The organism is Sphingobium sp. PAMC28499, assembly GCF_004795815.1.
Lineage (GTDB): Bacteria > Pseudomonadota > Alphaproteobacteria > Sphingomonadales > Sphingomonadaceae > Sphingobium > Sphingobium yanoikuyae.
Map to the genome: position 1 here is coordinate 4,774,736 of NZ_CP039248.1, position 15,979 is coordinate 4,790,714.

The following is a 15,979-nucleotide window of genomic DNA, read 5'->3' on the forward strand; positions in this document are numbered from 1 at the left end:
TCTATGACGAAATTCCTGCCGCGCGCCACCTCCCTTGCGGGGGCATTGGTCGCTCTTGCCGCCTGCCCTGCCCTTGCCCAATCGCCGACCGCGCTCTCGCCGGCCAAGGTCACCATCACCCGCGACCAGTGGGGCATCGCCCATGTCCATGGCGCAACCGATGCCGACGCCGTGTTCGGCATGGTCTATGCCCAGGCCGAAGACGACTTCAACCGCATCGAAACCAATTATCTGGTCAACTTGGGCCGCCTCGCCGAAGCCGAGGGCGAGAAGGCGATCTGGCAGGATCTGCGCCAGCGCCTGTTCATCGATCCTGCCCGGTTGCAGGCCGACTATGCCCGCAGCCCGGCCTGGCTCAAGAAGCTGATGCAGGCCTGGGCCGATGGCCTGAATTATTATCTCTCCACCCACCCGATGGTGAAGCCGCGCGTCATCACCCGGTTCGAGCCGTGGATGGCACTGAGCTTCACCGAGGGCAGCATCGGCGGCGATATCGAGCGGGTGCCGCTGACCCAGCTACAGGCCTTTTACGAAAAGAAGCCGGCGGCGCTGACCATGCTGGAACAGGGCCTCGCCTATCACGAGCCGCAGGGGTCGAACGGCTTTGCCATCGCGCCGTCCCGGACGGAAGGCGGCCATGCGCTGTTGATGATCAACCCGCACACCAGCTTCTTCTTCCGGTCCGAACTGCAGATGAGCAGCGACGAGGGGCTGGACGCCTATGGCGCGGTCACCTGGGGCCAGTTCTTCATCTATCAGGGCTTCAACCGCCATATCGGCTGGATGCACACGTCGAGCGGCATCGACAATGTCGATGAATTTGCCGAGACGATCGTGCAACAGGGCGATCGCCTCTTCTACCGCTATGGCAAGGAATTGCGGCCGGTCACCGAAAAGACCATCGCCATTTCCTACCGTACCGAAGACGGCAAGCTCGCCCAGCGCGCCTTCACCGGCTACTCCACCCATCATGGCCCGATCGTGCGGACGCAGGGCGACAAGTGGATCGCCTTCGCGCTGATGAACAAGCCGGTGCCGGCGCTGGAACAAAGCTATCTGCGCACCAAGACCAGCGATTATGCGAGCTTCCTCAAGGTCGCAGAGAATAAGGCGAACAGCAGCAACAACACGCTGCTGGCCGACGACAAGGGCGAGATCGCCTATCTCCACCCGCAATTCGTGCCGATCCGCGACGATCGTTTCGACTATACGAAGCCGGTGGACGGCAGCGATCCGGCGACCGACTGGCGCGGCCTGCATGACCTGTCCAGCCTGCCCCAGGCGGTGAACCCGAAGGGCGGCTGGGCGATGAACACCAATAACTGGCCCTGGACGGCGGCCGGCGCGGACAGCCCCAAGCGCGAGGACTTTCCCCGCTATATGGACCAGGCCGGCGAAAATCCGCGCGGCCCCCATGCGCAGATCGTGCTGTCGGCCAATGCGCATTTCACCCTCGATAGCCTGATCGGCGCGGCCTATGATCCCTATCTGACCGGCTTCGCGCGGCTGGTTCCGGGCTTGATCGCCGCGCAGGACAAGACCCCCGATCCCGCGCTGGCCGATGCGGTGCAGAGCCTGCGCGGCTGGGACTATAAATGGAGCCTGACCTCGACCCAGACCTCGCTCGCGGTCTTCTGGGGCGAGGCGCTGTGGAAGGCGGTGGCTCCGGCCGCCAAGGAAGCGGGCCTGTCCACCATCGACTATATGGCCACCCGCGCGACCGACGCGCAGAAGCTGGCGGCGCTGCGCGAGGCGGTCGAGCGGCTGACCACCGATTTCGGCAGCATCGCCGTGCCCTGGGGCGAGATCAACCGCTACCAGCGCAATGACGGCGCGATCGTCCAGACCTTCGACGACGCCAAGCCCAGCACGCCCATCCCCTTCGCCTCGTCGCAATGGGGGTCGCTCGCGGCCTTCGGCGCGGCGCGCTATCCGGGCACGAAGCGCTATTATGGCACCAAGGGCAACAGCTTCGTCGCGGCGGTCGAGTTCGGGCCGAAGGTCGTCGCCCGCGCAGTCAGCGCCGGCGGCGAGAGCGGCGATCCCCACTCGCCCCATTTCGCCGATCAGGTCGACCTCTATGCCAAGGGCGAACTGCGCCCGGTCTATTTCTACCCCGAAGACATAAAGGCCCATGCCGTGCGCACCTATCGGCCCGGCGAATAAGGACAGATGATGCACACCGCCCGCCTCGCCGCCCTGATCGCCTGCGCCCTGCCCTTCGCCGCCTTTGCCCAGCCGCCCAAGCCGGCGGAGGACGCGATACTCTATAGCGGCGCCACCATCATCGACGGCACCGGCGCGCCGCCGCGCGGCAATCAGGACATGCTGGTGCGCGGCGAGCGGATCGCCGCATTGGCGCCGCATGGCAGCCTGCCCGCCGCCGATGTCGCGGGCGCCAAGCAGGTCGATCTGGCCGGCCGCTATGTCATCCCCGGCCTGATCGACAGCCATGTCCATATGGCGACCCCGCCCAACGCGGTTCAGGCCAAGGCGATGCTGCGCCGCAATCTCTATGGCGGGGTGACGGCGGTGCGCGACATGGCCGACGATCTGCGCTCGGTCGGCGAACTGGCGCGCGAGGCGCGGATGGCGGAAATTCCGGCGCCCGACATCTATTATGCCGCGATCATGGCCGGCCGCCCCTTCTTCGCCGATCCGCGCGTCGCCGCCGCCAGCCAGGGAGTGACGCCGGGCACCGCGCCCTGGATGCAGGCGATCGACGACAGGACCGACCTCAAGGAAGCCATCACCCTGGCGCGTGGCACATCGGCCAGTGCGATCAAGATCTATGCCGACCTCACTCCGCGCCAGGTAAAAGCGGTGACCGCCGCAGCCCATCGCCAGCATATGCTGGTCTGGGCGCATAGTTCGGTATTCCCTACCCGCCCGGCCGACGTGATCGCCGCCGGGCCGGATGCGATCAGCCATGTCTGCTATCTCGCCTATCAGCGCGAGCCGGTGATGCTGGCGGCCTATGAAGACCGGACGCCGGTGCATGAAAATCTGCTGGAGCCGGGCGATGATGACCCGGTGATGGCCGACCTGTTCCGCGCGATGCTGAAACAGGGCACGATCCTCGACGCGACCGGCGCCCTGTTCGTGAAATATGAGGCCAAGCGCAAGGCCGATCCCAAGGCGAAGCCGCTGCGCTGCACCGGCGACCTCACCACCCGCCTCACCCGTCAGGCGTGGAAGATGGGTGTCCCCATCTCCACCGGCACCGACTTCGTTGGCGAGGTCGAGGATCAGTGGCCCGCCGTTCATGAGGAACTGCTCTTCCTTGCCCGCAATGTCGGCATGCCCCCGGTCGAGGTGATCCGGTCCGCCACGCTGGTCGGCGCGCAGGCGGCCGGGCAAGCCAAGGATATGGGGTCTATCGAACCGGGCAAGCTCGCCAATTTCGTGGTGCTGAAGAGCGATCCGGTCGCCGACATCGCCAATATCCAGACGATCGAGACGGTGGTGAAGCGCGGCAAAGCCTATGCCCGCAACGCCTATGTGCCGGTGACGAAGGAAGAAATGGGGGACGACGAATGAAGCTCGATCGGCGCAATTTCATGGGGGTGTCGGCCGCGATGCTGGCGGCAAGCAGCGCGCGGGCAGCGGGCATTGACGCCGATCCGATCAAGGACATGATCGTCATCAATGCGCTCGGCGGCCTCGGCGATCCCAACCAGCCGGCCGATTCCCTCGTGCCGCAGTTCAGCCCGCGCGTGCTGGCCGAAGCCCATGCGTCGGGCCTCACCGCCGTCAACATCACCATTGGCTATGTCTCCGGATCGGCGGACCCGTTCGAGCAGAGCGTGCGCGAAGTGGCCGAGACCGATGCGCAGGTGCGGGCCAACAGCCGCGACCTGATGAAGATCCTGACCGCCGCCGACATTCGCCGTGCCAAGGCGGAGGGCAAGACCGGGCTGATCTACGGCTTCCAGAATGGCGCGATGATGGGCCAGGATGCCCGCCGGGTCGACATCTTCGCCAATCTGGGCGTGCGCATCTTCCAGCTGACCTACAACCCCGCCAACCAGCTGGGTGACGGATCGATGGCGCCGGGCAATCGCGGCCTCACCCCGTTCGGGCGCGAGGTTGTCGCGCGCTGCAATGCGCAGCGGGTGATGGTCGACCTGTCCCACAGCGGCGAGCAGACCTGCCTGGAAGCGGCACGCATTTCCAAACAGCCGATCTCGATCAATCACACCGGTTGCCGCGCGGTCACCAATCTGCCGCGCAACAAGACCGACGCGGAATTGAAGCTGGTCGCCGATCGCGGCGGCTTCATCGGCATCTATTTCATGCCCTTCCTTGATCTGTCCGGCCATGCCCGCGCCGAACATGTCGTTGCCCATATCGACCATGCGGTGAAGCTGTGCGGCGAGGATCATGTCGGCATCGGCACCGACGGCACGGTGACGCAGATCGACGACCTCAAGGCCTATGAGGCGGTGCTGGCCAAGGAAATCGCCGCGCGTCAGGCCGCCGGCATCAGCGCCAAGGGCGAACGGCCCGACACCTATCCCTTCGTCGTCGACCTGCGCGGCCCGGACCAGTTCCGCAAGCTCGCCGGCCTGCTGCGCGCCAAGGGCTATTCGACGGCCCGCATCGAGAAGATATTGGGCGGCAATTTCCTCGCCTATGCCGAGACGATCTGGGGAGCATGAACCGATGCTGGCAGGCGTAGAACTGGGCGGCACCAAATGCATCTGCATCCTGGGCACCGGGCCGGACGATATCCGGGCGCAGGTGGAAATTCCGACCACCACGCCTGCCGAGACCCTGTCGGCGGTGGCCGCGACCTTGGCCGGATGGGATTTCACAGCGCTGGGCCTTGGCAGCTTCGGACCGCTTGATCTTGATCCGGCGTCGGCCAGTTTCGGCTCGATCGTCAGCACGCCCAAGCCGGGCTGGAGCGGGACGGACATCACCCACCTCGCGGCCGGACGCCCCTTCATGGTCGATACCGATGTCAATGGCGCGGCGCTGGCCGAGGGGCGCTGGGGCGCGGCGCAGGGGTTGACCAGCTGGGCCTATGTCACGGTCGGCACCGGCATCGGCGTGGGCAGCATCGTGTCCGGCATGCCAGTGCGCGGACTGGGCCATAGCGAGGCCGGGCATATGCGCGTGCCGCGCGCCGCCGGAGACGATTTTGCAGGCAATTGCCCTTTTCACGGCGATTGCCTGGAGGGACTGGCCAATGGCCCCGCGATCGAGGCGCGGACCGGCCAGCGCGGACGCGACGTGTCCGCTGATGATCCGCAATGGTCGTTCGTCGCCCATGCACTGGCGGCGATGTGCCATAATCTGGCGCTGACCACCCTGCCCCAGCGTATCCTGATCGGCGGTGGCGTCGCCATGGGCCAGCCCCAGTTGATGCCATTGATCCGCGATGAACTGACCGCCAGCCTGGCGGCCTATGGCGCGGCTGCGACGATCGCGTCGATGGACGACTATGTCGCCCACCCGGCACTGGGCGACCGCGCCGGGCCGCTCGGGACGATCGCCCTTGCCGACATGGCCCTGGCGGCATCGCGACACTGATCGCCACACGGATGCTACGCCCCTGGACCCTGCCGCTCAAGGAACGGGTGCGGATCGCGCCGGACAGCCCGCGCTACATGCAGATCGCTCATGGGCTGATCCACGAGATCGAGCGCGGCCGGCTGTTGCCCGGCGAGTTTCTGCCGAGCAGCCGGGAACTCGCCGCCGCGCTGGAGGTCAATCGCAAGACCATCGTCACCGCCTATGAGGAACTGATCGCGCAGGGCTGGCTGGTGAGCGCGGGCACGCGCGGCACGATCGTGTCGACCTCCCTGCCCAGCAGCGACGATGCCCCTGCCCCGCCGATCGCCCCCGACACCCGCCAGCCGGACGAAACCGAATATCCCTTCCTGGCCGCACCCGACCGGCTGATCGCCATCCCGGCGGGCAAATGGCGCAAGCTGGACGAGGGCGTCGCCGACGGGCGCCTGTTTCCCGCCGACCTGCTCGCCCGCGCCTATCGCAAGGCGGCGGAGGGCGCGTCGCGCGCCAATGCGCTCCACTATCGTGATCCGCGCGGGTCGCCACGGCTGCGGCAGGAAATTGCCAGCATGTTGCGGCGCCAGCGCGGGCTGATGGTCGGCGCGGAAAATATCTGCATCACCCGCGGCAGCCAGATGGGCGTGTTCCTGACCGCGCGCATCCTGATCCGGCCGGGCGACGCGGTGCTGGTCGAACGGCTGACCTATGAGCCGGCTGTCGCCGCCTTCCGTGCCTGCGGCGCCAAGATCGTCACGGTCGGGCTGGACGAGGATGGCGTCGATGTCGCCGATGTCGAGCGCGCCTGCCGCAAGCATCGCGTCCGCGCCATCTTCGTGACGCCGCATCACCAGTTTCCGACCACCGTGTCGATGCGGCCCGAGCGGCGGCTGCGCCTGCTGGAACTGGCGCGGCAATTCGCCTTCGCGATCATCGAGGATGATTATGACCATGAATTCCACTTCGGCGCGCAGCCGCTGCTGCCGATGGCGAGCTACGCCCCGGCGCGGGTGATCTATGCCGGGTCGATGTCCAAGCTGCTCGTGCCGGCACTGCGCATCGGCTATATCGCCGCCGCGCCCAAGGTCGTCGACGCGCTGGCCTATCAGATCTCGCTGATCGACGGCATGGGCAATACCGTGACGGAGGAGGCCGCCGCCGAGCTGCTGGAAAGCGGCGAGGTGCGGCGCCATGTGCGCAAGACGGCGCAGATCTACGCCCGGCGGCGCGATGCCTTCGCGCGCAATCTTGACAGCGAAATGGACAGGTTGATCGATTATCGCCTGCCCGATGGCGGCCTCGCCTTCTGGTTGCAGTTCAAGGACATGGCGGCGCTTGACCGGCTGGAAGCGCGGGCGCCCGAGATCGGCCTCAGCTTTGCCTCCTCGCACAGCTATGCGGCCGAGGAAGGGACCGAGCGGGGGCTGCGCATCGGCTTTGCCAGCCTGACCGAGGAGGAGGCGAAAGAGGTGTTGCAGGCACTGCGCCGCTGCGCCGAACCCTGATCCTTACTTGGACCCCTTCACTTTCCTGAATTGGATGTTTCGGGCGGGTCCAATGCCGGCGCAGTGTCATGCATATGAAATATGCGCCCCGCTCCCCGGACGACATCGTCACCCTGATCGGCGACCATCCGCTTTGCTGGATCGTCTCCCATAGCGAGGCCGGCTTCGGCGCGACGCCGCTGCCGCTGCTGGCCGAATGCGACGCGGACGGTGCGCTGGTGTCGCTGCTGGGCCATTTTGCCCTGTCCAACCCGCAGGTCGCGCAACTGCGCGCGGCGCCGCGCGCCACCGTGCTGGTGAACGGGCCGCAGGCCTATATCTCGCCCGAAATGCAGTCGAACCCGACATGGGTGCCGACCTGGAACTATGCGATGGCGGTGCTGACCGTCGATGTCGAGTTGTTGCCGGAGGCTACGCGCGAATCGATCGAGACGCTGACCGACCGGATGGAGGCGGGCCGCGTCGCCCCCTGGCATATCGACGATGCCGGCGCCCGGCTGGAACCGATGATGAAGCATATCATCGGCTTTCGCGCCCATGTCCGCGCGATCGACGGCCGGTTCAAGCTGGGCCGCGACGAAAGCCGCCAGGGCATCAACGAGATTGTTGGCAGCCTGGCCCCCGGCGGGCTGCGCGACTGGATGCATATCTACAATGAGGACCGGCTGGACGAAACCAGCCGCGAGGGAGCAGAGCAATGATGTTCAGCCGACGCGAAATGCTGGCCGGGGGCGCGACCGGCCTGGCATTGAGCAGCAGCCTGTGGGCGAAGGGACAGGTGCTCGACACCGCCTATGTCAACGCGACGGTCTGGACCGGCGAAGGCATGCCGACGGCGCGATCGGCGATCGGCATCGCCGGCGGACGCATCGCCGCGATCGGCGCGGCGGCGGTCAAGGCGCAGTCGGGCAAGAGCACGCGGGTCATCGATCTGGGCGGCGCCTTCGTCATGCCCGGCTTCACCGACGCCCACACCCATTTCCTCACCGGATCCTATCTGCTGAGCCAGCCCAATCTGCGCGAGGCGAAGAGCCCGCAGGAATTTGCCCGCATCGTCGGCGAGGCGGCCAAGAGCCTGAAGCCCGGCCAATGGTTGCAGGGTGGCAGCTGGGACGCGGAGCTATGGGGCGGTGAATTGCCCGACCGCAGCTGGATGGACCCGGTGACGCCGAACACCCCGGTCGCGGTACAGCGACTGGACCTGCACATGCTGGCGCTCAATTCGCTGGCGCTGAAACTGGCCGGGATCGACCGCAACACCCCCGACGTGGCCGGCGGCATGATCGTGCGCGACAAGGATGGCAACCCGACCGGCATCCTGAAGGATGCGGCGATGGATCTGGTCAAGCGCGCCATCCCCGCGCCGACCGACGCCGACAAGGAGGATGCCGCGCGCCAGGGCATCGCCCATGGCCTGTCCAAGGGCGTGGTGCAGGTCCACACCACCGAACTGGACTGGATCACCCATGACACGCTGCGCCGCCTGCGTGCCAAGGGCGAGACCGACATGCGCTTCTATTCCTTCGTGCCGTTGCAGGACTGGGCGAAGCTCAAGGCGCTGATCGATGCCGAAGGACGCGGCGACGACTGGGTGCGCTGGGGCGGGCTGAAGCTGCAATATGACGGGTCGCTGGGGTCGCGCACGGCGATGTTCTATCGCCCCTATGACGACGCGCCCGACAATGAAGGCTTCCCGATCCACAAGCGCGCCGATGTCCAGCAATGGACCAATGATGCCGACGCGGCGGGCCTGCAGATCACCATCCACGGCATCGGCGACAAGGCGAATGACGAGGCGCTGGACATCTTTGCCGCCGCCGCTGCGAAGAATGGCCGGCGCGACCGCCGTTTCCGCATCGAACATGCCCAGCATCTGACCCAGGCCGCGATCCCGCGCTTTGCCCAGCAGCAGGTCATCGCATCGGTCCAGCCCTATCATGCGATCGACGACGGACGCTGGGCGATCCAGCGCGTCGGCGCCGAGCGGCTGAAGGGCACCTATGCGTTCAAGTCGCTGCTCGATGCCGGGGCGAAGGTCGCCTTCGGATCGGACTGGCCGGTGGCGCCGCTTGATCCGCTGACCGGGGTCGCCGCCGCCGTGCTGCGCCAGACGATCGACGGCGCGAACCCCGGCGGCTGGCTGCCCGAGCAGAAGATCAGCATGCTCCAGGCGCTGCACGCCTACACCGCGACCAACGCCTTTGCCGGTTTCAGCGACGACCGGATGGGCCTGCTGAAGCCCGGCATGCTGGCCGATTTCGCGGTGCTGGATGCCAATCTGTTCGCGATCGATCCGGCGAAAATCGGCGCAACCAAGGTGCTGCGCACGATCGTCGGCGGTCGCCAGCGCTTTGGCGAAGGGAGCGACATCTAACAACAGAGCAAGGGAGAAAGCCGGCCGGAACAAGGCCGGTTCTCACATCATAAGGGGAATGACAATGAACAGACTGACGCATCTCAAGACTGTGAGTTTCACCGCCATGGCGGCCGCGACCATCTTGTCCGGCACCGCCCTTGCCCAGGCCCCGGCCGCCAGCGACAGCGAGACGATCATCGTCACCGCCGGCAAGCGCGACGAGGATATCCGCCAGGTCGCCCTGCCGATCAGCGCCGTCACCGGCGAGCAGCTCAAGAAGATGAACGCCAACAGCCTGTCGGACTATATCGTCCGCCTGCCCGGCGTCGTGTTCAACGATTACCAGCCCGGCATTTCGGAAGTCGTGATCCGCGGCGTCGCCGCCACCACCTATCACGAGCAGGGCCAGACCACGGTCGGCTATTATCTCAACGAAGTGCCGGTGGTCGAGCCGGGCTTCCCGATCGGCATTCCCGACGTCGACACGTTCGACCTGCAGCGCGTCGAAGTGCTGCGCGGGCCGCAGGGCACGCTGTTCGGCTCCTCGACGCTGAGCGGCCTCGTCAACTATGTCGCCAATGTCGCCGATCCGTCCAAGGTCGACGCCGCCGCATCGGGCCTGGTCGGCACGACCAAGAATGCCTCGGGCGAACTCAACTATGCCGCCAAGGCGATGATCAACATCCCGCTGGTCGCCGATCAGCTGGCGCTGCGCCTGGTCGCGCTGCAGCGGTCGGACGCGGGCTATCTCGACAATCCCGGCATCGGCGTGAACGGCTCGAACGATTATCGCACCCGCGGCCTGCGCGGATCGATCGTCGCCAATCTGGGCGAGACGACCAAGGTCACCTATCTGTCGAGCTGGCAGGACAGCAAGCTGGACGACCAGACCTATCTCGACCTGCCAAACCCCTATGTCCGCAACCTGCCGCGCGCCGAAACCCAGAAGACGAAATTCTGGATGAACAGCCTGCGGCTGGACCAGGAAGTGAGCGACATCGCCAATCTGACGGTGCTGGGGTCGATCACCAAGAAGACCAACACCACCATCTTCTCCTACCCCTATGCCTATGTGACCGGCGTCACCACCGGCGACGGCGCCGCCTATTCGCTGGGCGAGGCCGATGCGCTCATCAAGACGGTGGAGGCCCGCCTCGCCTCGGCCGGCGACGGTCCGTTCAAATGGCTGGTCGGCGTCAGCTATTTGCAGGCCAAGAAGAACAGCTATGACCAGATCTTCCAGGCAGGGGCGGCCGACTATATCGACGCCAATCCCGACCTGTTCGGCGGCTATTCCGGTGCGCAGCTGACGCCGGGCGACCGCCTCTATGGCTATTTCACCAAGAGCACGAACGAGGATTTCGGCATCTTCGGCGAACTGTCCTACAAGCCGGTGGAGCAGATCGAGATCACGCTGGGCGGTCGCTATTATGACACCACCGCCAAGGCCGACGTGCTGAACCAGGCCGGTGCGCTGGGCGGCTATGAAGGCGGCTATACGCCGACCGACAGCAGCGGCAGCGTCAACCAGAAGGAAGACGGCTTCCTGCCCAAGGCGACGATCGCCTGGCGCCCGTCGAAGGATGTCATGGTCTATGCCACCTATTCGCAGGGTTATCGCGTCGGCGGCATCAACCCCAATGCCGGCCTGCTGCCCAGCATTCCGGAGGCCTATGAGAGCGACAAGGTCAAGAATTACGAAATCGGCGTGAAGGCGCAGACGCCCGACGGCCGCTTCGCCATCGACCTGACCGGCTTCCACCTCGACTGGAACAATATCCAGGCGCGTCTCTTCGGCCCGGCGCCCTCCTATTATTCCTATGTCGTCAATGCCGGTGGCGCGCGGGTCAACGGTGTGGAATTTTCCGGCACGGTGAATTTCAACAAGATCGTCCACTTCACCACCAACGTCACCTGGCAGGATGCGGAGCTGACCGAATTCCTGCCCTATCCGTTCGACGTTGCGGGGCTGGGCGGCTATGCCAAGGGCACGACACTGCCGGGTTCGTCCAAATGGTCGATCGCCAATAATCTGACGCTCAGCTTCGCCGATGTGACCGGCGCGCCCAGCTTCGACATCGCGCATCGCTACCTGTCGTCGGCGCCGACCAGCTTCGACGATGTCTCGCGCCGTGGTGACTTCAACGTGTTCGACCTCCGCGCCTCGGTCAGCCTGGGCGAGAAGGTCCGGCTGATGGCCTTCGCCAACAATGTGTTCGACAAATATGGCGTGCTGAACGCCCCGTTCGCGAACGATGCGGCGACGCCGCAGGGCTCGATCATCCGGCCGCGCACCATCGGCCTGCGCGCCGACTGGAGCCTCTAACCGCCTTGAAGAACGGGGCCGCATCCGCAAGGCTGCGGCCCCGTTCCCTATCTGCCTTCCTAGCCCCTGACCGAAAGGCCGCAATGCGTTCTCTTGCCTCCCTGCTGCTGGGTGCGTCCCTGCTTTGTGCCCATCCCGCGCTGGCGCAGGACAGCAAGGGGCTGAGCCTGACGCCCACCCGAACGCTGCGCTATGACGCGCATGAGGCGACGTGGATGCAGCCGGACATGTCGCCCGATGGCCGGACGATCCTGTTCGACCTGCTGGGCGACATCTATGCGCTGGACGCCGGCGGCGGGACGGCGCGACCGCTGCTGACCGGCATGGCATTCGAGCGCAATCCGGTATTCTCGCCCGACGGCAAGCAGTTTGCCTTCCTTTCCGACCGGTCGGGCGTCACCAATCTCTGGATCGCCAATGTCGATGGCACCGGCCTAAAACAGCTGTCGCAGGACCAGTCGCTCGCCATCTATTCCTCGCCGGCCTGGTCACCCGATGGCCGCTCTGTCTATGTCTCGCGCACGGTCCATTCGATCCTGGCGTTCGAGCTGTTCATGTATGACCGTGACGGCGGCAGCGGCATCCAGATCACCAAGGCGGGATCGCCCGACAATTGGGACGCGAAGATGAACGCCATGGGCGCGGTCGCGACGCCCGATGGCCGCTATCTCTATTATGCGACCAAGCGCGGCCATACCTGGACCGAGAATGACCTGCCCAACTGGTCGATCGCCCGCCGCGACCTCAAGAACGGGCAGGACGAGACGATCATCCAGTCGGCCGGCGGGGCGATGCGCCCGGCGCTGTCGCATGATGGCAAGCTGCTCGCTTATGCCAGCCGGCAGGGCCAGAAGGACGGTCTCAGGCTCCGCAATCTGGAGACGGGCGAGGACAAATGGATCGCCTTCCCGATCGACCGGGACGGCCAGGATGGCGGCTATTATGCCGACCTGCTGCCGCGCTTCAGCTTCATGCCGGGCGACAAGGCGATGTTGATGAGCATCGGCGGCGGGATCAGGCGGCTCGACATTGCATCGGGCAAGATCAGCGACATCCCCTTCACCGCGCCGGTGCACCTGGGCCTCGGCCCGCTGACCCGCGTGCGGCAGACGGAAGAGACCGGCCCGGTGCGCGTCCGCGTGGTGCAGGCGCCGCGCCAGTCGCCCGATGGCGGCAGCGTCGCCTTCACCGCGCTGGGCGGCCTCTATGTCCAGAAGCTGACAGCGAACATGACACCCAAACGCATCGTCGCGGCCGATGCCTTCCAGCCGAGCTGGTCGCCCGATGGCAAGAGCATTGCCTATGTCAGCTGGACCGCCAAGGAGGGCGGCCATGTCTGGACGATCCCGGCGGCGGGCGGCACGCCGCGCCGGCTGACGCAGGTCCCGGCCTTTTACAGCCAGCCTATCTTCACCCCCGACGGCAAGGGCGTGGTGGCCTTGCGCGCGAACCAATATGACCGGCTGCGCACCGCGTCGGAGATCGATCCCGCGCGCCCGACCGACATCATCCACATGCCCGTCGGCGGCGGCGCAGCGCGGCTGATCACCCATGCCATGGGCGCCCGCCAGCCGCAGTTCGGCGGCGAAAGTGACACCCTCTATTTCTATGGCGCGGGCGGCCTGTCCTCGGTTCCGCTGGCGGGGGGCGATCCGCAGCCGCTGCTGCGCGTGCTGGCCCATGGCCTTGGCCAATATTTCCCCGGCCCCGCACCGGTCGAGGATGTGCGGATCAGCCCGGACGGCAGCCGCGCGCTCATCAAGTCGTTCAGCCAGGCCTATCTGGTCGATATCCCGCCGGCCAATGGCGGCGAGCCGGCGACCGTCAATCTCGACACGCCGGCGGTGGCGCGACGCAAGCTGACACGGGTCGGCGCCGACTTCATCGACTGGGCCGACAAGGGCGCGACCGTCACCTGGTCGGTCGGATCGACCTTCCGCCGGTTGCCGACCGATCAGGCGCTGTCTGCTGCGCCGGGCACGGCCGAGGCGGTGGCGCAGAGCTTCGCATTGCCGGTCGAACTGCCGCGCGATGTGCCCCGCGGCAGCGTCGTGCTGCGCGGCGCGACCGTCATGCCGATGGCGGGCGGGCAGGATGTGATCCGCAATGCCGATATCGTCATCACCGACAATCGCATCGTTGCGGTCGGCGCCAGCGGATCGATCGCCGTGCCGCAGGGCGCGACGATCCGCGATGTCGGCGGCAAATATATCGTCCCCGGCTTCGTCGACACCCATGCCCATTGGTTCGCGATACGGCGCGGCATCCAGGAACGCGGCCATTGGGACTTTGCCGCCAACCTCGCCTTCGGTGTCACCTCCGCGCTCGACCCGCAGCCCTTCACCACCGACATCTTCGCCTATCAGGACATGATCGATGCCGGCATGATGCGGGGGCCGCGCGCCTGGTCGACCGGGCCGGGCGTGTTCGTGAATGCGGAAATCCACAGCAAGCAGGATGCAGTCGACGTCCTCACCCGCTATCGCGACCATTATCGCACCCGGAACATCAAGAGCTACATGATCGGCGACCGCGCCCAGCGCCAGTTCATGGTCGAGGCGGCAGCGGAACTGGGCATGATGCCCACGACGGAGGGTGCGAGCGACATGGTGCTGAACCTGACCCACGCGATCGACGGCTTTTCCGGCAATGAACATGCCATCCCGGTGTCGCCGCTGCGCGAGGATATCGTCCGCCTGTTCGCGCAGAGCCGCACCAGCTACACGCCGACCATTCTGGTCGCCTATGGCACCACCCCGGCGCTGTTCGACTTCATCATCAACAAGCGGCCGCAGGACGACGCGAAATGGACCCATTTCGTGCCGGCGGGGATCGTCAGCGACAAGCTGCGCAACCGCCACTGGATGCCGCCCGAAGCGCAGAGCTGGCAGCAGATCGCGGCAGACGCGGTGAGGATCCAGCGCGCCGACGGCCTCGTTGGCCTTGGCAGCCATGGCGAGATCCAGGGGCTGGGCTATCAGTGGGAGTTGCAGGCCTTTGCCGCTGGTGGGGCGACGCCGATGGAGGCGCTGAAGGCCGCGACGATCGGGTCGGCCGAGGTGATCGGCCATAGCGACGATGTCGGCAGCCTGGAGCCGGGCAAGTTTGCCGACCTGCTGATCCTGGACGCCGATCCGCTGGCCGACATCGCCAATGCGCAGAAGATCGGCGCCGTCATGAAGAATGGCCGGCTCTATGATCCCGCGACGCTGGATGAAATCTGGCCGACGCCAGCCAGACTGGCCGAACCCTGGTTCGCGCAGGATGGTGCCACCCCGACGCCCTGAGCCATGTCAGCGCGTCGGGCTGTCCTCCAGCACGGTCGCACGGAACGCCTCGGCCGGGGGCGACAGGGTGCGATGATGGATCATCCATAGCGAACTGGTGACGGGCGAGGTAAAGCGGCGGTTGACAACATTGTCGACATGCAGCCGCGCCATCGATCGCGCGATCACGGTCGGGCCGAACCCGGCGGAGACGAGGCCCAGCAAGGTCGCCAGGCTGCGCGCCTCATGCGCGATCCGCGGCACGAACCCCGCCGCCTCGCACTGGGCGAAGAAATGCTCGGTAAAGCCCGCACCATTGGGCGCGCCATAGAGGACCAGCGGCTCGCCGGCGAGATCGGTGATGCTGGGATCCTCCTTGCGCAGCGCCAGCGGATGATCGTCGCGCAGTGCCAGCAGCATATCCTCGGTCAACAGGCAGTGCGACACCATGTCCTCGGGCAGCACCGGCGGCAGGAAATCGCGCACCAGACCGATGTCGAGCTGATGGTTGCGCACATTCTCGATCTGCTCGTCGCGCCCCTGTTCGCGCAGGATGAGTTCGACCTGCGGATAGGTCTGGCGAAAGCGATAGAGGGCGCTGGCGATCTGCGGCACGAACGGGCCGGACGCGGTGAAGCCCAGACCCAGATGGCCGATCTCGCCACGCTGCGCCCGGCGCGCGGTCTGGCTGGCGCGATCCGCCTGCACCAATGTCGCCCGCGCCTCCGGCTCGAACAGCCGGCCCGCTTCGGTCAGGCGAACACGGCGGCTGGTGCGGTCGAACAGGCGCACGCCCAGTTCCTCCTCCAGCGCCCGGATCTGCTGGCTGAGCGGCGGTTGCGATATGCCCAGGCGCAGCGCAGCCCGGCCGAAATGCATTTCCTCGGCAACAGTCAGGAAATAGCGGAGATGGCGGAGATCCATTGATCCATTCGTTAGAAATATCGATTATGCCATATTATATATTAGACGCAGAATGTCCAAGGGCGCATGGCCCATCGCGGATGTG

Annotated in this window: 10 protein-coding genes; 9 read left to right on the forward strand and 1 reads right to left on the reverse strand. The window is 66.1% G+C overall.

What is annotated here, in order from left to right; genetic code table 11:
• Positions 1-3 precede the first annotated feature (3 nt).
• From E5554_RS22400 to E5554_RS22440, 9 genes are all read left to right on the forward strand, one after another.
• The gene (locus tag E5554_RS22400; RefSeq protein WP_136188144.1) at positions 4-2,166 is read left to right on the forward strand and encodes a penicillin acylase family protein; all 2,163 of its coding nucleotides are present in this window, start codon (positions 4-6) and stop codon (positions 2,164-2,166) included.
• A gap of 9 nt (positions 2,167-2,175) precedes the next feature.
• The gene (locus E5554_RS22405) at positions 2,176-3,540 is read left to right on the forward strand and encodes an amidohydrolase family protein (protein ID WP_136188453.1); all 1,365 of its coding nucleotides are present in this window, start codon (positions 2,176-2,178) and stop codon (positions 3,538-3,540) included.
• Positions 3,537-4,661, forward strand: coding sequence for a membrane dipeptidase (locus tag E5554_RS22410; protein WP_136188145.1), 1,125 nt, complete (start codon positions 3,537-3,539; stop codon positions 4,659-4,661). The genes E5554_RS22405 and E5554_RS22410 overlap by 4 nt, the downstream gene beginning before the upstream one ends.
• Positions 4,662-4,665: 4 nt before the next feature.
• A complete protein-coding gene (locus E5554_RS22415) occupies positions 4,666-5,538 on the forward strand; it encodes an ROK family protein (RefSeq protein ID WP_136188146.1) in 873 nt (290 codons plus the stop codon).
• Between the two features lie 11 nt (positions 5,539-5,549).
• The gene (locus E5554_RS22420; RefSeq protein WP_004208515.1) at positions 5,550-7,022 is read left to right on the forward strand and encodes a PLP-dependent aminotransferase family protein; all 1,473 of its coding nucleotides are present in this window, start codon (positions 5,550-5,552) and stop codon (positions 7,020-7,022) included.
• A gap of 68 nt (positions 7,023-7,090) precedes the next feature.
• Entirely contained in the window at positions 7,091-7,723 is a 633-nt protein-coding gene (locus tag E5554_RS22425) for an FMN-binding negative transcriptional regulator (protein ID WP_136188147.1), read from the forward strand.
• Complete coding sequence (locus E5554_RS22430) at positions 7,720-9,396, forward strand: amidohydrolase (protein WP_136188148.1); 1,677 nt, start codon at positions 7,720-7,722, stop codon at positions 9,394-9,396. Before E5554_RS22425 ends, E5554_RS22430 begins: the two co-directional genes overlap by 4 nt.
• 64 nt (positions 9,397-9,460) lie before the next feature.
• A complete protein-coding gene (locus tag E5554_RS22435; RefSeq protein WP_136188149.1) occupies positions 9,461-11,704 on the forward strand; it encodes a TonB-dependent receptor in 2,244 nt (747 codons plus the stop codon).
• Between the two features lie 83 nt (positions 11,705-11,787).
• On the forward strand, positions 11,788-14,991 hold the full coding sequence (locus E5554_RS22440; RefSeq protein ID WP_136188150.1) for an amidohydrolase family protein: 3,204 nt from the start codon (positions 11,788-11,790) through the stop codon (positions 14,989-14,991).
• 6 nt (positions 14,992-14,997) lie between these two features.
• On the opposite strand, the gene E5554_RS22445 is transcribed toward E5554_RS22440, so the two are convergent.
• Entirely contained in the window at positions 14,998-15,894 is an 897-nt protein-coding gene (locus tag E5554_RS22445; protein WP_048937423.1) for a LysR substrate-binding domain-containing protein, read from the reverse strand.
• Between the last annotated feature and the right edge of the window lie 85 nt (positions 15,895-15,979).

Coding starts and splice junctions, on each gene's coding strand:
- E5554_RS22445 (WP_048937423.1), bottom strand. CDS start 15,894: ATGGATCTCCGCCATCTCCGCTATTTCCTGACTGTTGCCGAGGAAATG.
- E5554_RS22420 (WP_004208515.1), top strand. CDS start 5,550: ATGCTACGCCCCTGGACCCTGCCGCTCAAGGAACGGGTGCGGATCGCG.
- E5554_RS22425 (WP_136188147.1), top strand. CDS start 7,091: ATGCATATGAAATATGCGCCCCGCTCCCCGGACGACATCGTCACCCTG.
- E5554_RS22410 (WP_136188145.1), top strand. CDS start 3,537: ATGAAGCTCGATCGGCGCAATTTCATGGGGGTGTCGGCCGCGATGCTG.
- E5554_RS22440 (WP_136188150.1), top strand. CDS start 11,788: ATGCGTTCTCTTGCCTCCCTGCTGCTGGGTGCGTCCCTGCTTTGTGCC.
- E5554_RS22400 (WP_136188144.1), top strand. CDS start 4: ATGACGAAATTCCTGCCGCGCGCCACCTCCCTTGCGGGGGCATTGGTC.
- E5554_RS22430 (WP_136188148.1), top strand. CDS start 7,720: ATGATGTTCAGCCGACGCGAAATGCTGGCCGGGGGCGCGACCGGCCTG.
- E5554_RS22435 (WP_136188149.1), top strand. CDS start 9,461: ATGAACAGACTGACGCATCTCAAGACTGTGAGTTTCACCGCCATGGCG.
- E5554_RS22415 (WP_136188146.1), top strand. CDS start 4,666: ATGCTGGCAGGCGTAGAACTGGGCGGCACCAAATGCATCTGCATCCTG.
- E5554_RS22405 (WP_136188453.1), top strand. CDS start 2,176: ATGCACACCGCCCGCCTCGCCGCCCTGATCGCCTGCGCCCTGCCCTTC.